At 30.6% G+C, this 23,502-nt stretch carries 19 protein-coding genes, 1 pseudogene and 2 riboswitches; of the genes and pseudogenes, 15 read left to right on the forward strand and 5 right to left on the reverse strand.

All coding sequences use genetic code 11. The features are described 5' to 3' along the window. Positions 1-30: 30 nt before the first annotated feature. Both ACJDU8_RS14375 and ACJDU8_RS14380 read right to left on the reverse strand, forming a co-directional pair. Entirely contained in the window at positions 31-924 is an 894-nt protein-coding gene (locus ACJDU8_RS14375) for a DUF2156 domain-containing protein (RefSeq protein ID WP_406792842.1), read from the reverse strand. 71 nt (positions 925-995) lie between these two features. Then, on the reverse strand, positions 996-1,550 hold the full coding sequence (locus tag ACJDU8_RS14380; protein WP_406792843.1) for a GNAT family N-acetyltransferase: 555 nt from the start codon (positions 1,548-1,550) through the stop codon (positions 996-998). Positions 1,551-1,947: 397 nt separating this feature from the next. Between ACJDU8_RS14380 and ACJDU8_RS14385 the strand changes: the two genes are divergently transcribed. From ACJDU8_RS14385 to ACJDU8_RS14445, 13 genes and pseudogenes are all read left to right on the forward strand, one after another. Then, complete coding sequence (locus ACJDU8_RS14385) at positions 1,948-2,553, forward strand: epoxyqueuosine reductase QueH (protein ID WP_406792844.1); 606 nt, start codon at positions 1,948-1,950, stop codon at positions 2,551-2,553. 59 nt (positions 2,554-2,612) lie between these two features. After that, positions 2,613-3,782, forward strand: a complete 1,170-nt coding sequence (locus ACJDU8_RS14390; RefSeq protein WP_406792845.1) for a MalY/PatB family protein — start codon at positions 2,613-2,615, stop codon at positions 3,780-3,782. Positions 3,783-3,860: 78 nt separating this feature from the next. After that, a complete protein-coding gene (locus tag ACJDU8_RS14395) occupies positions 3,861-4,868 on the forward strand; it encodes an asparaginase (RefSeq protein WP_406792846.1) in 1,008 nt (335 codons plus the stop codon). Positions 4,869-5,187: 319 nt separating this feature from the next. Beyond that, positions 5,188-5,297: riboswitch (SAM riboswitch) on the forward strand. A 159-nt stretch (positions 5,298-5,456) separates the two neighbouring features. Further along, positions 5,457-5,903: a pyridoxamine 5'-phosphate oxidase family protein gene (locus tag ACJDU8_RS14400; protein WP_406792847.1), complete on the forward strand. Its 447-nt coding sequence runs from the start codon at positions 5,457-5,459 to the stop codon at positions 5,901-5,903. 28 nt (positions 5,904-5,931) lie between these two features. Further along, positions 5,932-7,394, forward strand: a pseudogene (locus tag ACJDU8_RS14405) (nitrogenase component 1). A 3-nt stretch (positions 7,395-7,397) separates the two neighbouring features. Further along, positions 7,398-8,720, forward strand: coding sequence for a nitrogenase component 1 (locus tag ACJDU8_RS14410; RefSeq protein WP_406792848.1), 1,323 nt, complete (start codon positions 7,398-7,400; stop codon positions 8,718-8,720). 131 nt (positions 8,721-8,851) lie between these two features. Next, complete coding sequence (locus ACJDU8_RS14415) at positions 8,852-9,919, forward strand: ABC transporter substrate-binding protein (RefSeq protein WP_406792849.1); 1,068 nt, start codon at positions 8,852-8,854, stop codon at positions 9,917-9,919. A 276-nt stretch (positions 9,920-10,195) separates the two neighbouring features. After that, on the forward strand, positions 10,196-11,014 hold the full coding sequence (locus ACJDU8_RS14420) for an ABC transporter permease (RefSeq protein ID WP_406792850.1): 819 nt from the start codon (positions 10,196-10,198) through the stop codon (positions 11,012-11,014). 29 nt (positions 11,015-11,043) lie between these two features. After that, positions 11,044-11,937 carry an ABC transporter ATP-binding protein gene (locus ACJDU8_RS14425; RefSeq protein ID WP_406792851.1) on the forward strand — a complete coding sequence of 298 codons (894 nt, stop codon included), beginning with the start codon at positions 11,044-11,046 and terminating at the stop codon, positions 11,935-11,937. A 110-nt stretch (positions 11,938-12,047) separates the two neighbouring features. Further along, positions 12,048-12,233, forward strand: coding sequence for a hypothetical protein (locus ACJDU8_RS14430; protein WP_406792852.1), 186 nt, complete (start codon positions 12,048-12,050; stop codon positions 12,231-12,233). Between the two features lie 108 nt (positions 12,234-12,341). Beyond that, positions 12,342-13,454 (forward strand): ABC transporter permease, encoded by a 1,113-nt coding sequence (locus tag ACJDU8_RS14435; RefSeq protein ID WP_406792853.1) that lies wholly within the window; start codon positions 12,342-12,344, stop codon positions 13,452-13,454. Between the two features lie 24 nt (positions 13,455-13,478). After that, positions 13,479-14,243: an ABC transporter permease gene (locus tag ACJDU8_RS14440; protein WP_406792854.1), complete on the forward strand. Its 765-nt coding sequence runs from the start codon at positions 13,479-13,481 to the stop codon at positions 14,241-14,243. 97 nt (positions 14,244-14,340) lie between these two features. Next, positions 14,341-15,717, forward strand: a complete 1,377-nt coding sequence (locus ACJDU8_RS14445) for a leucine-rich repeat domain-containing protein (protein ID WP_406792855.1) — start codon at positions 14,341-14,343, stop codon at positions 15,715-15,717. A 309-nt stretch (positions 15,718-16,026) separates the two neighbouring features. Here the strand turns inward: ACJDU8_RS14445 and ACJDU8_RS14450 are convergent, their stop codons facing one another. The 3 genes from ACJDU8_RS14450 to ACJDU8_RS14460 all read right to left on the reverse strand — a co-directional run bounded on the left by ACJDU8_RS14450 (position 16,027) and on the right by ACJDU8_RS14460 (position 20,352). Next, entirely contained in the window at positions 16,027-18,258 is a 2,232-nt protein-coding gene (locus tag ACJDU8_RS14450; protein ID WP_406792892.1) for a transglutaminase-like domain-containing protein, read from the reverse strand. A 22-nt stretch (positions 18,259-18,280) separates the two neighbouring features. Further along, complete coding sequence (locus ACJDU8_RS14455) at positions 18,281-18,937, reverse strand: DUF58 domain-containing protein (RefSeq protein ID WP_406792856.1); 657 nt, start codon at positions 18,935-18,937, stop codon at positions 18,281-18,283. A gap of 479 nt (positions 18,938-19,416) precedes the next feature. After that, a complete protein-coding gene (locus tag ACJDU8_RS14460; protein ID WP_406792857.1) occupies positions 19,417-20,352 on the reverse strand; it encodes an AAA family ATPase in 936 nt (311 codons plus the stop codon). A gap of 211 nt (positions 20,353-20,563) precedes the next feature. Further along, a riboswitch (SAM riboswitch) is annotated at positions 20,564-20,667 on the forward strand. Positions 20,668-20,932: 265 nt separating this feature from the next. Here ACJDU8_RS14460 and nifH point away from each other — a divergent pair. Both nifH and ACJDU8_RS14470 read left to right on the forward strand, forming a co-directional pair. Further along, complete coding sequence (gene nifH, locus ACJDU8_RS14465) at positions 20,933-21,751, forward strand: nitrogenase iron protein (RefSeq protein WP_406792858.1); 819 nt, start codon at positions 20,933-20,935, stop codon at positions 21,749-21,751. Between the two features lie 102 nt (positions 21,752-21,853). Next, positions 21,854-23,434, forward strand: coding sequence for a nitrogenase component 1 (locus ACJDU8_RS14470; protein WP_406792859.1), 1,581 nt, complete (start codon positions 21,854-21,856; stop codon positions 23,432-23,434). The last annotated feature ends 68 nt before the right edge of the window (positions 23,435-23,502 follow it).

The raw sequence follows: 23,502 nt of genomic DNA on the forward strand, positions 1-23,502 counted from the left end.
CTCCACCTGAACCTAAGAATCACTTGATAATTAGAGACTTATACAATACTTTTCTTCCATTTTTACAGGCTGGTAGGATCTCTTGGCTTTTCTCAGGCCTTCAATACCTAAATCTTGTTCTCTGTTTATATACTTCACGTCAGATAAATAATTTTCTACAAAGGTCTTATTTGTAAAGGTATATATTCCCCTTATAGTGGAACTTCCTTTTTCTATATGGATAATTGCCATGTTTGGATTAACTTTTTCGCCTATAGTAAAGGAAGCTATATTATTATCTACGTATACAGCCATTGCCTTTAAGTTTAATTTTTCCATATTAAACACAATTTCTTCGATACCGTGGAATTCATATTTTAAGTATTCATTACAGATGTTTTTTTGTTTATACCAATCTTCAGCTGCATTTATAATGTCAGACTTTACTTCTAAATCATAAAAATCTTTAACAACATAATTGTAAGTCTTTGTAAAATAGTTATAATGATTTTTTTTAGAATGAAGTTTTTTACCAGATAAAGTAATGAGTTTTTCAGTAGTATAAATGTAGTCAAAATTATCTGTATCTGGTTTTACATAAATACTTTCACCATAAGCTTCTTTTAAATCATTTAAAAATGTTTCCTCTACATCTTTAAATAAATAGGTCATAGTATTTTTTTCTCTATACTCTATAAGCTTTTCTACTACATTTTTAACATTGTTTTTAGTATATCCTATAGGCTGCATGAAATGGTAATTACCATTAAAGTCTTTCTTTTTTATGATAAGAGTATCCTCATATATAGTATATTTAATGTCACAACCTTTTCTCCATATAATTAAACTAGTGAAAGAGTATTCACTTGTGTTAAAGTTGTAATTAATTAAATATTTATCAAAAATGCTTTTATCGTCAATGGTTATAGGTTTAAATATAAGCATAAAAATTCTGCAACTTAATAAAATAGTGCACACGTAAATGGAGCACATTATTCTACTGGCAGTACCTCCTTTTAGTATTTTGTATTAGTTTTCCATTCGGTTCTCAATATTCCATAAAGATACATATCGTACCTAATTCCATCTCTATGAATAAATTGTCTATAAGTTCCTTCTTTTTTAAATCCTAATTTTTCATATAATTTTATAGCAGGTGTATTGTAAGATAAAACAGTAAGTTGTATTCTATGAAGATTTAATTCTTCAAAACCAAATTCCATAGTAAGGTATAAAGATTCCTCTCCTATTCCATGTCCCCTAAAAGCTTCTTCTCCTATACCTATGTATATTGTGGCAGTTCCATTATTCCACAGTATATTCTCAAATCCTGTAATTCCAATTATTTCATTGTGTTTTGTAGAGTTTACAGCAAAAATAAATTTATCGAAACTTTCTTTTGAATTTTTTATTGTACTTTTTAATTCTTCCAAGTTTCTGGGAAAGGCGGATATAACATCAAAGTTTCTTAAAAATAATATGTCATTATACCATTTCTCCAAATAAGGTAGATGCTCTTCCTTAAAAGCAGTAAGGACTACATTAGAACCTTTTAGTAAATTTTTAATCAAAATATATGCACCTCTTCTAAAAAATTACAATTAAGTAATAATAACTTTTTTGACATAACCATTATAACCCATAAACTATATGAAATTCAATTTTGAAATCAGCGGAATATTATTTGGTTTTTATATATTATAATATATTTTTATTTACTATTATATGAAATTCATATAAACTTTAATAATATAAATAATTTGTTTTTAACCAATTCACCACTTACGCTTGGAGTGTGGTCATCTCTGTAATATAATTTTAGCTACTGCATTAATTATGATTACTTCTAAACTGCTTGAAAATGCCTGAGAAAAACGCCAGGGAAAAATTTAAATAAGTGTGCTATAATTATGGGATGATAACATATGTTTTTTAATTTGTACCTTTTTACACAGGGGATTGATATGCATGAATGTAAATTATCAAAATGAATTAAATAAAATTATAAATAAAATTGTAGAGGATGAAAAAATTCCTTCCCTATTGCTCCACAGCTGCTGTGCACCATGCAGCAGCTATGTGTTAGAATATTTGTCTAAGTATTTTAATATAACGGTTTTTTATTATAATCCCAATATATATCCCCAGGAGGAATATGTAAAGAGAGTTAGGGAACAAGAAGAATTTATTTTTAAATTTAGTCCTAATAAAATAAATTTTATAGAGGGTCTGTATGACAGTGAAAAATTCTACTCTCTATGTAAAGGACTTGAAAATGAAAAAGAAGGCGGATTTAGGTGTCTTAGATGTTATAGGTTGAGACTTAATGAAACGGCAAAGCTTGCTAAATCTCAAAAATATGATTACTTTACAACCACTTTAACTATAAGTCCTCATAAGGATGCAGGGAAATTAAATGACATAGGAAGAGATTTAGCTAGTAAATATGGAATTGAATACTTATACTCAGATTTTAAGAAGAAAAATGGATACAAAAGATCCATTGAGCTTTCTAAGATATACAATTTATACAGGCAAAATTACTGTGGTTGTATATTTTCTAAGTTAGAGTAACCGGAAATTTGGGAAATTTATACAATGATTATGGTTTGTAAAGTAAGGGGGTTATAAAAGTGCAGTATAATTTCGACAAAATTATTGACAGAAAGAATACCCACTGTGTTAAATGGAATTTAAATATGGAACAATGTGATGATATTATACCTATGTCTATAGCAGATATGGATTTTGAAACTGTGCCAGAAGTCAAGGAAGCAATAATTAAGAGAGCACAACAGGGAATTTACGGGTATACAAAGATTAATGGGAGCTATTATGATGCTGTAATAAGTTGGATGTGGAAAAGACATTACTGGAAAGTTAAAAAAGAATGGATTGTTACTAGTTCAGGGGTTGTCCCTGCTATTAATACTATTATTAGGGCTTTTACTCATGCAGGGGATAAAGTCGTTTTGCAATCACCAGTGTATCATCCATTTTATAAGGCCATATTAAGAAATGGATGTGAAATAGTAGATAATCCTCTGAAATTTTTTGAGGGAAAATATCATATGGACCTGGAGGATTTAGAACAAAAATTAAAACATCCAAGGGTGAAGCTGTTAATACTTTGTAGTCCTCATAACCCGGTTGGAAGGGTATGGAATAAAGAAGAATTGGAAAAGTTAGGAGAGATGTGTGTAAAAAATAATGTGATAATAGTATCTGATGAAATTCATTCAGATTTGGTATATAAAAATTACAGGCATATTCCTTTTGCAACCATATCAAAGCAGATTGAGCAAAATTCTATAGTATGCACTGCCCCAAGTAAAACTTTTAATTTAGCAGGTCTTCAGGTTTCCAATATAATTATACCAAATAGTGAGTTAAGAAGGGGATATATTGTACAATTGGAAAATATAGCAGCATCTAGCCTTAATTTATTTGCTATTATAGCTTGTGAAACAGCATATAGACATGGGGAACAATGGCTAGAGCAACTTATAGATTATATAGATGAAAATAAAGAATTTGTTAGAAAGTACATAAAAGAAAAAATACCTAGGCTTAAGGTTATTGAACCAGAAGGTACTTATTTGCTGTGGATTGATTGTAGAGAATTAGGAATGAATACAGCAGAACTTAAAAATTTTATGCTCACTAAAGCAAAGATTCAATTTAATGAAGGTTTTACATTTGGCAAAGGTGGAGAAGGTTTTGAAAGAATGAATATGGCCTGTCCTAGAGACATTATAAGAGAATCATTAAAGAGAATTGAAGAAGCTATAAATAATTTATAGCTAATTTACAAATAGTATAATTAATATATTGTTCCATTTTACAAAATTAACTGAGTCTTATTTTTTGGAGGAGTTTTTATGTCAGAAATAGTTGTAAAAGTTACAAGGGGGCTTTTAACTGAAAGTATCCATAGGGCAGATATAGCTGTAGTAAGCAGTAAAGGTAAACTTCTTTATAGTCTAGGAGATCCGTATAAAACTACTTATATGCGTTCTGCTGCAAAACCAATACAGACTTTAAATGTTATATTATCCGGAGCTGACCAAAAGTTTTCTTTTACAGATGGGGAAATATCCATAATGTGTGCTTCTCACTATGGAGAAGACTTTCATAGGAAAACTGTTGAGGAAATATTAAAAAAGATAGGACTTGATGTAAATAGTTTACTATGTGGTTCCACTTTATCTTTAAATGAAGAGTACGCTAAAAAACTTTTATGGAATCATGTAAGGTTAAATCCCTCTTATACTGATTGTTCAGGAAAGCATTGTGGAATACTTGCCGTATGTGTTTTAAAGGGATATGATTTAAATACTTATAACCTTCCAGAACATCCTGTACAAAAAGAAATAAAAAAAATACTGTCAGAAGTTTGTTCGGTAAAGGAAGATAGTATAATTGTAGGTGTAGATGGCTGTACTGTACCTATTTTTGGAATACCTTTATATAATATGGCATTGGGATTTTGTAAAATGGCTAATGATAATGTATTTACCGGGGATTATAAAAATGCTGCTCATAGGGTATTTAAAGCTATGACAGCTGTACCTGAAATGGTAGCGGGAACAGGAGGGTTCTGTACTGAACTTATGAAAAATACCGGGGGAAAACTTATAGGGAAGCTTGGAGCAGAGGGAATATATTGTGTTGGAGTTAAAGGTATGGACTTAGGGTTGGCAATTAAGATAGAAGATGGCAGCACTAGGGCTCTGTGGCCTACAACTGTTAAATGCTTGGAGGATTTACAGGTTTTAAATGAAGAAGAGAAAAAAGCTTTAAGTAAATTTAAGATTAAGGACAACGTTAATAATAGGAGAGAAAAAGTAGGAGAAATATTTCCTGGTTTTTATTTAAATAAAAATTAAATTTTAAAATTTATTGAAGCAAAAATAAAAGGTATTTCGTCTAATATGTATCGAGGAAGTTATAATTGTTTTGGATTAAGTAGGCGTTATTATTTAATAATATTGCCTGCTTTTGTTTTGGTGTAAAAATATATCCTATATGTACAACTCTTAGCACGTACTTAGGAGATGCTATAAGGAGGGATGAATATTAAATTGCATATACGCTGGTTATAAAGGCGGACTGATAAAAAATCTGTGGAGTAAAATAAATAATAATAAAAATCATCATTGACATTAGTTTAAATGTCTGATACAATTAGTAAAAATTAAATAAAGATCCTTATCAAGAGAAACGGAGGGGCTGGCCCAATGAAGTTTCAGCAAGTAGTATGAATTGTATTCATATGAGGTGCTAAATCCTGCAGATATATTTCTGAAAGATGGGGGAATGGATGCTAAAAATCTATTTAATATTCCTTTTCATCTGCGAAAAGGATTTTTTTATTACTAAATTTTAGTTGACTGGATGACCGGAGACTATGAACAGAGTCTCTGGTCTTTTTGTTTTTAAAAATTTTAATTATTTTAACAAGGAGGAGTATAAAAATGAGTGAAATATTAAATGAGTCAATAGCATATGTAGAGCAATCAAAGGTAGGATTATTAATTACAGTAGGTGAGGATAATTCACCCTATATAAGGAATATAGGTGCTTTTTCAAATGATGGTGCAAATATATATTTTGTGACTAAAAAAGAAAGTAATAAGGTTAAGCATATAAAGCAAAATCCCATAGTTACATTTTATTTTCAAAATGAGGGGCAATCTTATGATACCTTTAAAAGTGTTGCTGTAACAGGAGAAGCTTCAGAAGTATTGGCTGGTCAAGAATTTAATAGTGCAGTAGAAGGAATAAGTAATAGATATCCAATTATAAAAGAACAAATATCTAATGGAGAATTTAAAGATTCTTCAATATATAAAGTTAAAGCGAAGTTTGTAAAGTTAGCTGATTATACTAGAGATTCTAAGGAGATAAAAGAGACGATCTAAAGCCAGTTATAGCAAAAGGAGGACACTTATGAGTGTTGATATAGAAAGGGCTTCAGTGGAAGTAAGAGAACGAAGACTTAAGTCTATTACTGGATATGAAGGTACTGCTTTTGATTTATGTAGGAGTTATGATAATAAAACTTTATGTAATTGTGAAAGATCATTTACTCAATGCACAACCTGCAGTGCCGATCAGGTTATGAATCAATTATCTTGTATTCAGGATGCAGCAATTGTAGAGCATGGTCCAGCAGGCTGTAGTGGTGATATTCCAAGGCGTAATTTGGTAAATAGGTCAGGTAGAAGAACAAGAAATATAGAGGTATGTAATATAAAATATATAAATACTAATTTAACTGAAAAAGATATGGTATATGGGGGAGTATTAAAACTTGAAAGTGCTATAAGAGAGGCAAAGAAAAGATTTGACCCCAAGGCTATATTTGTAACTTCTACCTGTGCTTCTGCTATAATAGGGGACGATATTGAAAGTGCAGCAGATAAGCTTGTAAGCTTGAAAAGGAAATAGGAATACCCGTAGTAGCAATATATTGTGAGGGTTTTCGATCAGGAATTTGGGCTACGGGATTTGATGATTCTTATCATGGAATTTTGAGGAAAATAGTTAAACCTGCAAGAAAGAAAAAGTCAGATGTAGTAAATATAATTAATTTTCATGGTACAGATATATTTTCACCACTGTTGGGGAAAATTGGACTTAAGGTTAACTATATTGTACCTTTTACTACTATAGAACAGCTTAGCTATATTTCGGAAGCTGCTGCTACACTTCAGATTTGTTCTACTCTTGGGACCTACTTGGCTGCAGGATTAGAAAAATATTTTGGAGTACCGGAAGTAAAGGCTCCAGGACCTTATGGAATATCCGGATTTAATTCATGGCTGAGAGAACTGGGTAAAATAGTACACAAAGAAGAAGAAGTTGAAAAACTTATAGAGGAAGAAAATAATAGGACAGCTCCTAGAATAGCTGAACTCAAAAAAAAGCTGCGGGGCAAAAAAGTATTTATAGGTGCAGGTTCGGCTTATGCTCATAGTATGGTAGCCATTGTGAAAGAATTAGGCATGGATCTTATAGGAGCTTCTACCTGGCATCATGATCCCATATTTGATAATGAGAACAAAAAGTCAGATACACTGAGAAATGACGTAAAGAGTTATGGGGATTTTAAGCTTTCAGTTTGCAACAAGCAATCTTATGAATTAGTTAGTATGCTATATAAGTACAGGCCGGATATATATATAGGTAGGCATACAGGTACAATATGGGCCACAAAATTAGGTATACCGTCATTTTTATCAATAGATGAACATTTTGGAATTGGGTATCAGGGAATAATAAATTATGGAGAATTGATTTTAGACACAATTACTAATCTTTCATTTGTTAGAGGAATAGCTGCACATAATAAACTGCCCTATACTGATTGGTGGCTTAAACAAGATACATTTAAATTCTTAGGGAGGTAAAAAATGAGTGAGTTACTTGAGGAACCGAGACATTTTTGTTCTCTTGGTGCACAGCAAACAGTTACAGCCATAGAAAGAGCTATTCAAATACTTCATGCTGGACCAGGGTGTAGTTCGAAGTTATCAGCAGCAATGTCTGAATGTGGAGGACATCAGGGAACAGGGTATGCAGGAGGAGATGCTATTCCATGCAGTAATATGATAGAAAGAGATGTAGTTTTTGGAGGAGAGAAGAAATTAAAAAGACTTATAGAAGGTACTCTTAAAATAATGGACGGGGATTTATTTGTGGTTCTCACTGGATGCACCTCAGATATAATAGGGGATGACGTTGGAAGTGTAGTAAGTGAATTTCAAAGACAAGGTGTCCCAATAGTATATGCAGAAACAGCAGGATTTAAAGGTGATGCATATAGGGGGCATGAATTAGTTCTGGAAGCTATAATAAATCAGTACTTAAAAGATGATGGAAAAAGAACGCCAGGACTTGTAAATATTTTTGCGTCAGTTCCAATTCATGATCCATTTTGGGAAGGTGATCTGCAGGAAATAAAAAGATTGCTTGGAAGTATAGGGCTTAATGCTAATATATTATTTGGATACAACAGCGGTGGTATAAATGCTATAAATGACATCCCCCATGCAGAATTTAATCTTGTAATATCTCCTTGGGTAGGTGTAGGGATAGCAGAGCTTTTAAAGAAGAAATTTAATACACCCTATCTGCATTGTCCAATACTTCCCATTGGAGGAAGTGAAACTTCCAGATTTTTAAATAAAGTTGTGGATTTTGCAGGTATGGACAAAGAAATAGTAAATAAAGTAATAAAAAAAGAAGAGGATGAATACTATCATTATTTAACTAGATTAGCAGATTTTTTAGTGGAATTTAGATTTGATTTACCTAAAAGATTCTTTACTATAAATGATTCATCTTATTCACTGGCTATGACTAAATTTTTGGTAAATGATTTGGGCCTTTTACCTGAACACCAATTTATAACTGAAGATGTTCCTGAGAGATTTAGGGATGTCATTAGAGGATATTTTAAAGATATTGGGACAGGTATATCTTCTGGCATAACTTTTTCTCAAGATGGAGGAATAATTAATGCAGAATTATCAAAGTTCCATGTTGGTATAAGTCCATTGATTTTAGGAAGTTCATGGGATGTAGATATTGCATCTAAAATTGGGGCTACAAGTATAAGTGTAGGATTACCTATAGTAGACAGAGTTATACTACAACGTAATTATGTAGGATATACGGGAGGCTTAAATTTAATAGAAGATATTTATAGTAAAACACTGCTAAAACATAATTGAGTATGTTTACAAAACTTGATTTATTTCATTTTAATAAAAATATTTAATAGATATCATTGGAAAACAATAAATAACTTGTTTGTAAATATATGAAATAAAAGATATCTTAATTTTAAGGAGGATTTAATTTAATGATCAAAAAACTATTTAGCAAAAAAAATTTATTAATTTTTACTTCAGTAGTATGCCTAGTAGGTTTATTGGCAACTGGCTGCGGTAAACAGTCTTCGTCAGGATCTTCATCAAAAACTGCAACAGAGGATGCATTAAAACCGGATAAAGATGGATTAATCCCAATTAAAACTTCATCAAAGATAGATTGTTCATCTACACCATGGGTTGTTGCCGATGAAAAGGGATTTTTTAAGAAATATGGTTTGAAAGTAGTGTACACAGGTGAAACTCAACCAGCCCAACAAATTCCAGCAATTTTAAAGGGAGACAATTATGTTGAATCCTTTCATCCAAATACTTATGCACCGGCAGTAGCGGGAGGGGCCGATATAATAGGAATAGGGCCCAATGGAGTAGATCCATCACCAGATATAGATCCCAAATATAGACATATGTGGTGGTTTGTCAGTGCAAAAGCTTCGGCAGCTGGAGTTAAAACATTTAAAGATTTAGTAAATTATAAAAAAGGTCAAAAGTTAAAATTTACAACAATTGCTGCTAATATTTGTACTGATTTTGTTACTAATACTATAGCTGATAAAGATGGTTTTCCAAAAGACAGAATAGAATGGGTTACAATGCCAGATGTTCAAGCATTACAGGCTCTTTCACAGGGAACAGTTGATGTATCCGCAGTACATCCACCTTATTATACAGGAATGGAAAAGGCAGGAAATGTAAAAATAGCCGATACATTGGATTCAGGTCTTGGACCAGCGGCAGGTTTAACTTATTGGGTTGTTAATAAAACTTGGGCAAAAAATAATCCAAATGTAACCAGAAAATTCCTCAAAGCAATGCTAGAAGCAGATACTTGGGCAAATCATAATACTAAAGAAGCAGCAGATTTAACTGCAAAACATATAGGACAGCCGGTTAGTGGTAGTCATTATTATACTGAAACTTCAAATATTGACAATGAAAAGTATTTACAACCGTGGATAGATGGGGCAGTTGCAAGTGGATCTATACCAAAAGGTAAAGTAAAAGTTTCAGATATGGTAACAGATGAATACTACAAATAGATATGAAACAATAATAAATAGTCTGATCACTATTTAGTTATTCAATAATTTGTGACCATAGTATATTAATAGAAATAAGATATTCAGTAATAAAATATGGTTGACCAGAGAAACTGGAGACCAAGCTTTCAATGAATTTATTGGAAACTTGGCATTTTTACTTTTAGGATATATGTTGTATTTCCGAAAAGTAATATTTATAAAAAGCTTTAAGTTAAAAAGTCTACTATGTAAATTTTGTTAAAAATAATAAATTGTATAAGGAGGATGCATCGTATGACAGCTGTGACAGTCAAAAAGACAGCGGAAAAGAAAATATCTATAATAGATAAGTTGGGGGTTTTTACTAGAAAGTCTATAGCCATAATAATTTTCTTTATTTTATGGCAAGTATTACCTACAATAGGAGTAGTGAATAGACAATTTATACCATCATTATCTGATATTATAGTTTATCTTGGAAAAATGTTGGTATCGGGAGAATTACTTATTCATGTACAGGCAAGTGCAGCAAGAGCATTAGAGGGCTTTGCCCTTGCGACCATAGTGGGTGTACCATTGGGATTTCTTTTAGGAGGCTGGTTTAAGAAATTTGAAGAGATATTAAATCCATTACTGCAGATACTTTCACAGATTAATCCTTTTACACTTTTCCCTATATTTATGTTATTCTTTGGAATTGGGGAAGTAGCAAAAGTGGCAATAATTTTTTGGACAGCTGTATGGCCGGTATTGTTTCAAACAATCAATGGTGTTCAGAATATCGATCCTACATTAATAAAAGGGGCACGAGCTATGGCCACACCAAAAATTTCACTTTTTTATAAAGTTGTTTTGCCGGGAGCAGCACCCTCAATCTTTTTAGGGCTTAGATCTGCTATGAGTACTGCATGTTTAATGCTAATTGCGGCTGAAATGATAGGGGCAAGTAAGGGGCTAGGTTGGTTAATATTAAATGCACAAACTAATTATAATATTAACAGGCTGTATGCAGCAGCAATGGTTATTGCAGTACTTGGGTTAGCATTGATAAGATTGTTGGCGCTATTAGAACATTCAATAATTACTTGGAAAGAAGATTCTTCCACTGTATAAATTTATATAATAAAAAGGAGTGTTTGTATATGAGTAGACAAAATACATTATTAAAACAAAATGATTTTTGTGAAGAGAATGATCACGATTCTTATATCAATAAGAATAAGAAAGAAATAAAAATTTCAGCTAGGCATATAACGCGTACTTTTAATGTTAAAAATCGAGAAGGGAGAAAAGGGACACAAGAATTTGTTGCAATTAAAGATATTAATCTAGAAATACGTGAAGGTGAATTCATTACTATTGTAGGTCCAAGTGGCTGTGGAAAATCTACATTTTTAGATATACTTGCAGGTCTTTCGAAACCTACTTCTGGAGAGTTATATATCGATGGTAAACTAATAACTGGACCAGCTTTAGATCGCGGCATAATACTTCAGGGATATGCCTTATTTCCATGGAGAAATGTTCATAAAAATATTGAATATGGATTAGAATTAAAAAAAGTTCCTAAAAAGGAGAGAAGAGAAATTAGTCAGAAGTTTATAGATTTAGTTGGTCTAAATGGTTTTGAAAATAGCTATATTCATGAACTATCAGGTGGTATGAAGCAAAGAGTGGCAATAGCTAGATCACTGGCCTATAATCCTGAAGTGCTCTTGATGGATGAGCCTTTTGCTGCAGTTGATGCACAAACTAGAGAAACCATGCAGGAAGAACTTCTTCGTATATGGCAAAAGACTAATAAAACTATAATTTTTATAACTCATAGTATTGAAGAAGCAATATTCCTTGCAGATAGAGTTGCAATTTTATCAACTCATCCTGGTTCCATAAAAGAAATTATAGATGTAAATTTACCAAGACCTAGAAAGCTAGGGGAGATAAAACATACACCTAGATTTAATGCTCTAAGTAATAGAGTTTGGGAACTTCTGCATAATGTTAAAAGTAAAAATGAAGCTAAAATAATAAATTAAAGTCATATGTGCAGATAAATTTAATATTTAGAAAGTAATTAACTAAAGAATTAGTAAATGTGTTTACAACTATGCCATACTGGAATGGGAATTTGGAGGAGATAAAAAGCGTGCTTGAGGGGATTGAGCTTAAAATTGATATACTTTTTGAGAATAAGTTAGGTAGAGTAGGTAAATGGAACGTTATACCTAGAAGTGAAATACAGCAGCAGGAATATGGGCATAAAAATAGAACATTGGTTTTCGGCAGCAGTTGGAAAGAGAGCACGCTTATAATATCGTACTTGAATTTATAGGTAAAGTGTATTTTTCCAACTTTGTCGAAGATAAGAATTACTGTACAAAATTTTATTTACCACATAAATAATTTTAAAATTTATTTACAAAAAGGAATGATAGTTATTATGAGCAGAACGACTAGAAATTACAGTTATTACATTTGGAGATATAGTGGGGTAGTAGTACTTTTATGCTTGTGGGAAATATTACCTAAAATAGGATTTTTTAATCCTCAATTTATTCCACCTCTTTCTAGGGTTTTAGGACAGATTTACATTTTATGGTTTAATAATGCTTTATTTACAAATATCATGGTAAGTTTGTGGAGGGTTTTGTTAGGGCTCATCATAGCATCTATTATTGCAATACCTATTGGGTTATTACTGGGCGGTTGGTTTAGTGAAATTGCTGACCTAATGGATCCACTTTTTAGAATATTTGGTCAAGTAAATCCCTTTTCATTACTGCCTATGTTTATACTATTTTTTGGAATAGGTGAAACTGCAAAACTAGCAGTGGTTGCCTGGGTATGTATATGGCCAATTTTATATAATACTATATTAGGGGCCAGAAGTGTTGACAAACTTTTAATAAAGGCTGCCCGTTCTATGAAAATATCCAACTGGCAATTATTTAAAAAAGTAATATTGCCATCGGCAGAGCCTTCAATTTTTGCTGGACTTAGAGTAGGAACAGAAATGTCATTTTTTATGCTTATTGCAGCAGAGATGATAGGTGCCAGTGCAGGATTAGGATGGCTTTTTCATAATTCTGCAATGAACAATCAAATTCCTAGAATGTACTCAGCTGGACTATTCATTGTAGCTCTTGGTTTCCTATTAAACAGATTTTTAATATATATTCAAAATAAACTATTTTTTTGGAAAGAAACAGAACATGGTTTTAGTTTTGCTAAATGGAAAAAAGTAAATACTAAATTTCATAAAAATCAGATTGCAATATTAGCCATACTGGCAGTTGCAATTATAGGAATTGGAAGTTACGAAGTTAATTATGCCAATACTACAGAATTTAGCAGTCGATTTAGTAACAGCAATGCTGAGGGGCATATGGATATGAAAGGTAACATGAAAAATATGAATATGGAAGAAGACAATAAAAAGAGCTCTGAACATATGGATATGAAAAAAGACAATAAAAAGAATTCCGAGCATATGAATATGGAGATGAAAGAAGATGGGGGAAGTAATTCTGAACATATGAATATGAAAAAATAATGTTTCTTTTAAGGAGGCATGTTCATGAAGAAAAAAGATAATGTTATTTATAAATTTTTAATTATATTTATATTTATTTCAATATGGGAAATTAGCAGCAGGTTAGGAATAGTAGATCCTCAATTTATTCCATCCTTTTCTAGTGTTATAACATCATTATGGAATATGATTTTTTTACAAAATTTCATGTTAAATGTTGGTATAAGCGTAGAAAGAGCGTTGCTGGGATTTGCTGTTTCCATTGTGATTGGTATACCGCTAGGATTTTTACTTGGAGGATGGTTCCCTAAACTGGATTTAGTAACAGAACCTGTTATAGAAATTTTTTCTCAAATTAACCCTTTTTTATTGTTCCATGTTTTTATTTTAATTTTAGGCATTGGAGAAGAAACTAAAGTAGCAGTAATTGCATGGACTTGTATATGGCCTATAGTGTTTAATACAGTTTATGGCGTTAGAAGTATAGATTCTTTAATATTAAAAGAAGCCAGATCTTTTGGAATTGGAAGAGTGAAACTATTTTATAAAATAGTAATACCATCAAGTTTACCATCAATTTTTTTAGGACTTAGATTAAGTGCAGGGTATTCATTTTTTATGCTTATTGCAGCTGAAATGATGGGCGCTAGTTCAGGATTAGGATGGTTACTGTTAACTTATCAGCAGATTTATGATATAAAAAGACTATTTGCAACGGCTGTTGTTATAGCTTTCCTTGGATTATTTATGGATATTTTAATAAAGTTTATTCAAGATAGGTTTGTAGTTAGTGGAGAAAGTAGATTGTAAAATTTTTACAGGTTTATAATTATTGAGAATAGATTTTAATTCTTTGAAATATAGAAAAATAACAATATTATTATGTATATTTAGGGGGTGGTACAGATTGAGCAGTATTAAAAAGAAAATAGGTTTGATTGTTATTATCTTATTTATTGTTAGCATATATTCTATTTATAAAGGTGTTACTGGTAACAAAAATTATACGTCAGTAGCAAATGAAAAATATGTTAAAGTATCATCGGTTAATTTTGATAGAACTATATATAAGCTAACTATAGGAAATACATATATTCCAAATAAAACTATATTACCTAACAATGCGACAAATAAAGCAGTAACATGGTCATCATCAGATAAAAATATAGTAGAGGTAGATGATGATGGAGTGATATCAGGTGTGCACACAGGAACTGCAAAGATTACGGCAACTACTGTAGACGGACATAAGACATCTACTTGTACTGTAACTGTAGCTGATCATGAGCCTGATGATACAATAATCACCTTTAAAGATAAAAATTTGGAAAACAATATAAGATATAGTATTCACAAGTCAACAGGTGATTTATATAAAAGTGATGTTAAGAATATTATAACATTATTAGCAAGTGGGCAAGATATAAAGGATATAAGTGGAATTGAAAACTTGGTTAATTTGCAAATGATTAATCTTGGAAATAACCAAATAAGTGATATTACTTCATTAAAAGGATTAACTAATTTACAAACCCTTTATCTAGATCATAATGAGATAAATGATATAAATCCACTTCAGACGTTAACTAAATTACAAACTTTGGGTTTAAAAAATAACCAAATAAGTAATATTAGTATATTAAAGGAACTAACTAATTTGCAGACTCTTGCTTTAAATTTTAATAAAATAAATGATATAAGTTCTCTGAAAGGATTAACTAATCTATATAGTATTGATTTACAATCAAATAAAATAAGTGATATAAGTTCTTTGAAAGGATTAACTAATTTACATTATCTTTATGCAGAATCTAATGAAATAAGCGATGTGAGCGCATTGAAAAGTTTAACTAAATTACAGAATCTTAGTTTGCAATCTAATAAAATAAGAAATATAAGTAGTATAAAAGGATTAAATGAATTAAATAGTCTTATTCTGTCATATAATGAAATAAGCGATATAAGTGCGTTAAGCGGATTGACTAATTTGCAATTTGATCTTGATTTGCAATCTAATAGAATAAGTGACATAAGTCCATTAAAAAAATTAACTAAATTACAGAATCTTTCTTTAAGTTCTAATAAATTAAGTAATTTAAATTCATTGGCAGCATTAGCTGATCTGCAGTTTCTGGAATTGAAAAATAATGAAATAAGTAATATAAATCCATTAAAAAAAATGTCTCATTTAGAGTATCTTTTTTTACAGGGTAATAAAATTAGTACTGATGATCAGAAAGCATTAAAAAAAGCTTTATTGCAGTTAAAAAATATTTATTATTAAAATACGAAGTTTTTTAATTAAAGTAGTATATATTCTTTCCATGGGAAATATGTTTGTAAAATGAATTTTATGTTTAAAGTTGAGTAGTTACACTAGAGGCTTATTGCCCAATTTTTTAAGTGGTAATGTAAGTTTCTAGTGTTTTGCATATAGAAATAGATATTTTAATGCAGGTTCTTTTTTAGAAAATAAAAATAATGATAAAGATAAATTACGCGAACAATATGTAGAAGTATGGCCCAGCTTAGCTGCACCATACTTCTTAATGTTATTTATTTTTATTTTTCAAAATAGAAAACTTTTAAATTTTTAAAGGAGCATATAATATTTAAAAGCATTTGAATTGTTTTTTACTGTTTCTTCTACAGTTACTATGATAAATTTTTTATTAAGATCATTTTTCATATTTTCTTTATTTCCGTATATTTCTTTGTATACAGTCTCTACTAGTGATTCAATATCCAATTTGTCCTTTATTCTGAAAGCAAATTCCCTATCAGTTTCACAAGGCTGTTTCACTATATTTATTGTTTTTAGTCTTCTTAATATAAAAGTATATAATGGTATAGTGGATTCACTGTGGATTACTTTTTTAAGAATAAGTTTTCTCTTTAAGAACTTAATTAGAATATATAAAATTATTATACAGACTATTATGATGATGTAATTGGAATTTTGAAGTTTTTTAATTAAATTCACGGTATTGATTTTTTTCTTCGAATTATTTTGCATTTTTTTAACAGCAGGCTTCTTTGTTGCAGGAGGTGTATTTATCTGACTACTATTACTTGGTTCCTCTGATTGTTTTTCTTGTTTCATATTTTGAATATTGCTTTTTGTAACAGTATTTTCTAGGTTTAAAGGTTCACTTTCATTATTGGGAGTGGTTTCTAATATTGTCCATATTCCCTTGTCCATAGAGGTAAGCACTTCTGCCCAAGCATGTGCATCAGATGACCTTAAAACATATCTTCCTTTATAATCCTTCTCATCACTGATTCTAAAACCTTCTACATATCTGGCAGGTATACCTATAGCCCTGCATAACATAACAGCAGCCGTAGCAAAAGACATACAGTATCCACGCTTTTCATCAAATAAAAAAAAATCTGCATAATCCGAGGAGGTATCATTTGCATCAGGTTGTAAGTCATAACTATAATTATTAAGTAGATAGTTTTGGATGAGTTTCAATTTTTCAGTATTATTAGAGGCTTTTGCAGTTATTTTATGTGCTAATGTATTTACTCTTTGGGAACTAGTAAAATTCAGAGCATTATCAATTATGCCATAATTAGTATTATTATTAGTAATATTTTCATGAATGTTATTTATATCGTCTTTATATTTTGATTTATAATAATCTTCAAAGGTTTCTATATCATCGTAATCATAAAACTTTATAGTGTAATTGGACTGATTTTGTCCTGTTAAATAGTTTTCGTTATCATACATGGTAATATATGAATTTCTTTTGGAAATTACCTTTGTAATGAAATTAGGTGATATCATAACATTGGAAAAATTATTACTTAAATTTTCAATTGAAAGGGTTTTTATTTTAGTTCCATTTTTCTCATTGTGGTTAATATTTTTTTTGACAAGATTATTGTTATCTATTAAATTTGGTATATTATCATCTATTAACTTAGGTACATCTAATGTCCCATTACCTATTATTATTGGCAGCTGTACATTTTCTATCCATCTATTATAGTTATAACTGTAATAGACCTTTGTTCTCAAATAATGTGGTACATCTCCGCTTATTAGTGAGAGTCTGGCCCTATTCATCTGTAGTTTTTTTCCTAAAAATGATATATATCCTTCATTTATTCCAATAGTAGAAACATTATAAAAATCATCACTGCTATTGAAGATTTTATCAAACTTATATTGAGCTAAATCTGTATATTTACCAGATCTATAGGGTACAAAGCTATATGTAATACTGGAAAGAACAATACATATTATTAAATAATAAATGATTATAGATTTGCTGTAATTTTTTTTGGCTTTTTTGCCAAGTTTACATATGATAAAATTTATAAAAGTCAAAAAAATATATAGTGGTAAAATGAATTTTACAGCCCTGTTAAATTTTATCAAATCATATATCAGCAGTACCAAAGTATTCACTAATGTCACTACTGCTCCTAGGTTCAATTTAAATAAAATCAAATAACAAAATGTTACTCCTGGTATTATTAAAACATAGAATGGAAAAATCAATGAAAAATTTACGGTTGAATTCATGATAGTCAAATTATCTATGTTTATTGCTGAATCCATTAAATTATAAACTAATGACATAAAATAAGAATATTTATAAATTACTATACATATAGCTGATATAACAAATATGGCTAATAGAAATAAAAAAGCTTTCTTATTTTTAATATAATTTACAATCTCAAATATTACTAAAGTTATTATAAATAACAATATTATTTTTATGTAGGAAATGTCCACAACAATATATGCTTTAATAATTAAAATAATAGGTAATATCACATTTATTATAGCCATTGGAATATACATTTTCTTCAATATATCACTTCCCTTAAACAGTTACTTTAATTACATCTACATCAATACGGGAAAGAAGGTTTTTCATTTTGGCGGAAACATCTAAAAGGGTAAAAATAATTAAATTTTTACAATCTATTTTTATTTTAGCAATGGTTTCTAAATCTTCAGATAATATTGTATTAGTTATAATAAATATAGTTTCATAATTTTCATCATTTTGTGTCGTATTTTGTAGTACCCTATTAAAAAAATTGTCCCTTCCCATGCTCCTATGCCTTAGATAATAGGATACAACAGAAAAATAATCCTCTGGGGTTTTTAATTCTAAATTGAAAATTTCCAAATTTTCAATACTTAAATAAATGGTTTCATTTTTCCACAACAAGTATTTGATTATAGATAGCGAAAAAGAAACTAAATTTTCATCTGTCACATTATGAAGATTTTCTGTCATGGGTGCATAATCTGTCATATCTATATAAATGCGGATGTTCTGTTTTTTTATAGAATCAAATTTTTTTACATATAAATTGTTTCTTTTGGCACTTATTTTCCAGTGTATATTTTTGAAATTATCTCCTAATCCATATTTATCAACAGATGAATAAGTGTCTGGTTCATGTAAAGCCATATTATTTTTTGAGAAGTTATATATACTATCTATAATATTTTGAATTTCTATTGGCAATTTTACATCTCTTGGATAGACAGTTACAGTAAATTTACTCTTAAAATTTATTTTTCTTGAGGATATCAGAAATACATCCTTCACCTTTAGAAAATAATTTGTTGAATTATAAATACCTCTGGAAGTCAATTTAAAATTTAATTGAACTTCAAGTTTCTTAAAAGGTAATAAGCTTAAACTCTCATTTAATTTTTCCTCTGTATTAGAAAAAATTAATATAAAGTTTACATAAGGATATAAAAATAAACTTCTATTATACAAATGTAAATAAATTTTTAAATTCTCACCCACAAATTTTTTTTTATTTTCTGAATTTAAGTTAACTGATATATATTTTTTTAAGAAAAGTAATGAAATGAATGAAAGCAATAACATTGATAAAAATACTAGAAGTAAAGAATTAACTATTTCTTTCCCATAAAAATAATGAACTACGATTAATAGGGCTAAAGTAATCAAAAATGAATTTTTAAATTTTATCATGAATATTTAATGTTTGGTACGGATATTTCTTTTATTATATTATCTATAATGGTAGAAACATCTGTACCCTTAAATTTTTCTTCTTTTGATAATATTACTCTATGGGAAAGTACTTTCTTTATATTTTCTTTCACATCATCTGGAATTACATAGTTTCTTTCATATATGTATGCAGTTGCCTGAGATATTTTTAACAATGCAATAGAAGTCCTTGGTGATGCTCCCAAAAACAATTCGGTGCAATTTCTTGTCTTATGGACTATATCAACTATAAATTTATATATTCCTTTACTTACATGCACATTTGTAACCTGGCTTTGGTGCTGCTTTAATTTACTAAGTGTTATAACAGAGCTTATGCCGTTTAGTGGATTTTTACTTCTAGTAGAAAGCATTTTTATCTCTTCATCTTTTGTAGGATATCCTAAAGATAATTTAATCATAAATCTATCCAGTACTGCTTCGGGTAATGGAAAAGTTCCGGTATATTCTAGAGGGTTTTCTGTAGCTATTACTATAAAGGGCAGCTCTAATGGATAGGTATTATTTCCATCAGTAACCTGACATTCCTCCATTACTTCAATTAATGCACTTTGAGTTTTAGGTGAAGTTCGGTTTATTTCATCTGCCAAAATCATATTTGAAAAGATTGGTCCTTTTTTAAAGTCAAATTCACAGCTTTTTGGATTATAAATAGAAACTCCAAGTATATCAGAAGGCAATATATCTGGTGTAAATTGGATTCTATTAAAATTTAAGTCCAAGCTTTTACTTAAAGCCTTTGCCAGCATAGTCTTCCCAACACCAGGAATATCTTCAATAAGCACATGGCCTTCTGCTAAAATTGCCTTTAACATATCCAGAACCACTAATTCTTTGCCAATTATAACATTGGATATATTTTCTATGACATCTTCTATATCTTTCCTCAAACTAAACTCCTCCTACTGCCATCATCCTAATTTTATTAATATAATAATACTATAAAAATAATATTACAAGAAGCCAAAATTGTACTTTAGGGGTATTTTCATATTACTTATTGAAGTTATAAAAATTAACTATTGACAAAAGAACTAAAAAATTGTATAGTACTATCAATAAGTAAAAGTACATTATTTCAATTAAAATTCAATATAAGATTTCTTATCAAGAGAGGCGGAGGGACTGGCCCTATGATGCCCGGCAACCTGAATGTTATTTATTCAATGGTGCTAATTCCTGCGGGGTAACCTGGAAGATGAGATATTAAGAATGATTTAAACTTCTTACATTTCATCTGTAAGAAGTTTTTTATTGTATAATATTAATTTCGATACCTTAGTTGACCAGACGCACTGGAGACTAAGTTAACTGAGTTTTACTCGGTTTACTTGGTCTTTTTTTATATTTAAGTTATGCAGAAAGGATATAAATGAAACTAGGCTGGTGGTGACCAGTGAATTTTTAACACCTGAAGAAGCCAGAGATAAATTTAATAATCATATTTTCAATTTGAGGAGGAACGTATATATGAGACAAGTGGCAATTTATGGAAAAGGTGGAATAGGTAAATCTACAACTACACAAAATTTAACAGCAGGATTAGCTGAAATAGGGAAAAATGTTATGGTAGTTGGTTGTGATCCTAAAGCTGATTCTACTAGACTTCTTTTAGGGGGACTTGCACAAAAGACAGTTTTAGATACTTTAAGGGAAGAAGGAGAGGATGTAGAATTAGATTATATAATGAAGACGGGCTTTAAAGGAATAAGATGTGTTGAATCTGGCGGCCCAGAACCAGGTGTAGGATGTGCAGGAAGAGGAATAATTACATCTATAAACATGCTGGAGAGGTTAGGAGCATATACTGATGACTTAGACTATGTTTTTTATGATGTATTAGGCGATGTTGTGTGTGGAGGCTTTGCTATGCCTATCCGTGAAGGAAAAGCCAAAGAAATATATATTGTAGCCAGTGGTGAAATGATGGCACTTTACGCAGCAAATAATATATCAAAAGGAATAAAAAAATATGCTAAAAAAGGTGGAGTAAGATTAGGTGGAATTATTTGCAACAGCAGAAATGTAGACAATGAAAAGAAATTATTGGAGACTTTTGCAAAAGAATTAGGCACTCAGCTAATTTACTTTGTTCCAAGGGATAATGTGGTCCAAAAAGCTGAAATTCACAAACAGACAGTAATACAGTTTGATTCTGATGAGAATCAGGCTGCTGAATATAGATCTCTTGCAAAATCCATAGAAGAAAATGAATTGTTTGTAATTCCAAAACCTATGAGTCAGGAAAGACTTGAAGAAATATTTTTAGAGCATGGACTTATAGATTAAATAACGTGGGTTCGGCTGAAGTTTACGTGATAAACCATGTAATATAAATGCTTATATAAGATAATGGATTTCATATGTATAGAGAATAGAAAGGATGATACAATGTCAAAAAAAACAATAAATCTTAACTTGACGGAAGTAGAAAACCGAGAGACGAGATTAGGAACTATAACTGCTTGGGATGGTTCGGCAACTGAGTTGTGGAAGGAATCAAACTATGAATTGAGAAGTCAAAGAAAACATGATGGTTGTGGAAAACAGAAAGCTTGTCGGTTGTGTGAATTAAATTCACCGTTGAATCAACAGACGATGTGTGCTAATGCTATTGTTGAATGTCAAATAGGAAATATTACAGACTGTGTACTTATTCAGCATGCTCCAATTGGATGTTCGGCAGATAACCCTTGGTTTAATCTTGCCTTTAACATGGGACTTGGAAGAAGAAATAAACCACCACAGAATTTACAGATTTACAGCACAAATCTTTTGGAAAATGATATGGTTTTTGGTGCTTCGGATAAACTAAAACAAACAATACGAGATGCAAAGGAACGTTTTAATCCTAAGGCAATTTTTATTTCCATGGCGTGTGCTACTGCTATTATAGGTGAAGATATAGAGAGTGTTGCAGAAGAGATGGAAAAAGAAATTGGAGTGACAGTTATTCCCTTACATTGCGAAGGATTTCGATCAAAACACTGGAGTACTGGATTTGATATTTCACAGCATGGAGTTTTACGTCAAATAGTAAAACGTAAACCTGAAAAGCAAAAAGATTTAATTAACATCGTAGCTTTGTGGGGAACTGATTATTTTACAGAAATGTTAAAACCTCTTGGTCTGAGAGTAAATTATATGATAGATATGGCAAGCTATGATGAACTTGCCCAAGCATCGGAAGCTGTGGCTACTGCAACTTTTTGTCACACACTTGGTTCTTATATGGCTACAGCACTTGAGGAACATTTTGGTGTTCCACAGATTGATGCACCTCAGCCTTATGGAATTGCAGGTACGGATGCCTGGTTCAGGGCAATTGGTAAAATTGTTGGCAAAGAAAAAGAAACCGAAGAGTATATAAAGAACGAACATGAAAAAGTACTTCCCAAAATTGAAGAATTGCGCAAAAAGTTTAAAGGAATTAAAGGATTTATTATGACAGGTTCATCTTATGCACATAGTCTTATTTCAGTTTTGCGTGAATTAGGGATAGGTGTTGATGGTTCTGTGGTATTCCATCACGATCCTGTTTATGATGGTGGACATGAGAATCAGGATACGCTGAATGAACTTATAAGCACTTACGGAGATATTCCTAATTTTACAGTAAGTAAAACACAGGCATTCCAACTAAATGCCCTATTTAAACGAGTAAAGACAGATTTTGTAATAATTCGACATCAAGGACTTGCACCTGAAGCGGCAAAACTTGGTATCCCATCTTTAGCCATGGGTGATGAGCATTTTCCTGTTGGTTATGATGGAATAATTCGGACAGGTGAGGTTCTATTAGATATTCTTGCAAGAAAGAAGTTTAATGAGGTTCTTTCTAGACACGTTAAAAGTCCATATAATGAATGGTGGCTTAGCCAAAATGATCCATTTTTGCTTGCAAAGCATCCTGAAGTGCTTGATGAAAGAGTAAAACTTGAAGTGTTTGATGAAATAGCAAAAACTGTGTAAGTAAGTTGCACTGACACTTTGGTTATGGACGGGCAGGACTAAGTAATTTAGGATACACTGTGTAAGCA

It is taken from the genome of Candidatus Clostridium eludens (assembly GCF_045310515.1).
Lineage (GTDB): Bacteria > Bacillota > Clostridia > Clostridiales > Clostridiaceae > Clostridium_B > Clostridium_B eludens.

Bases quoted from the DNA above. Each gene is read 5' to 3' on its own strand.
- ACJDU8_RS14375 (WP_406792842.1), bottom strand. From the start codon at position 924: ATGCTTATATTTAAACCTATAACCATTGACGATAAAAGCATTTTTGAT.
- ACJDU8_RS14385 (WP_406792844.1), top strand. From the start codon at position 1,948: ATGAATGTAAATTATCAAAATGAATTAAATAAAATTATAAATAAAATT.
- ACJDU8_RS14395 (WP_406792846.1), top strand. From the start codon at position 3,861: ATGTCAGAAATAGTTGTAAAAGTTACAAGGGGGCTTTTAACTGAAAGT.
- ACJDU8_RS14400 (WP_406792847.1), top strand. From the start codon at position 5,457: ATGAGTGAAATATTAAATGAGTCAATAGCATATGTAGAGCAATCAAAG.
- ACJDU8_RS14410 (WP_406792848.1), top strand. From the start codon at position 7,398: ATGAGTGAGTTACTTGAGGAACCGAGACATTTTTGTTCTCTTGGTGCA.
- ACJDU8_RS14415 (WP_406792849.1), top strand. From the start codon at position 8,852: ATGATCAAAAAACTATTTAGCAAAAAAAATTTATTAATTTTTACTTCA.
- ACJDU8_RS14420 (WP_406792850.1), top strand. From the start codon at position 10,196: ATGACAGCTGTGACAGTCAAAAAGACAGCGGAAAAGAAAATATCTATA.
- ACJDU8_RS14425 (WP_406792851.1), top strand. From the start codon at position 11,044: ATGAGTAGACAAAATACATTATTAAAACAAAATGATTTTTGTGAAGAG.
- ACJDU8_RS14435 (WP_406792853.1), top strand. From the start codon at position 12,342: ATGAGCAGAACGACTAGAAATTACAGTTATTACATTTGGAGATATAGT.
- ACJDU8_RS14440 (WP_406792854.1), top strand. From the start codon at position 13,479: ATGAAGAAAAAAGATAATGTTATTTATAAATTTTTAATTATATTTATA.
- ACJDU8_RS14450 (WP_406792892.1), bottom strand. From the start codon at position 18,258: ATGTATATTCCAATGGCTATAATAAATGTGATATTACCTATTATTTTA.
- nifH (WP_406792858.1), top strand. From the start codon at position 20,933: ATGAGACAAGTGGCAATTTATGGAAAAGGTGGAATAGGTAAATCTACA.
- ACJDU8_RS14470 (WP_406792859.1), top strand. From the start codon at position 21,854: ATGTCAAAAAAAACAATAAATCTTAACTTGACGGAAGTAGAAAACCGA.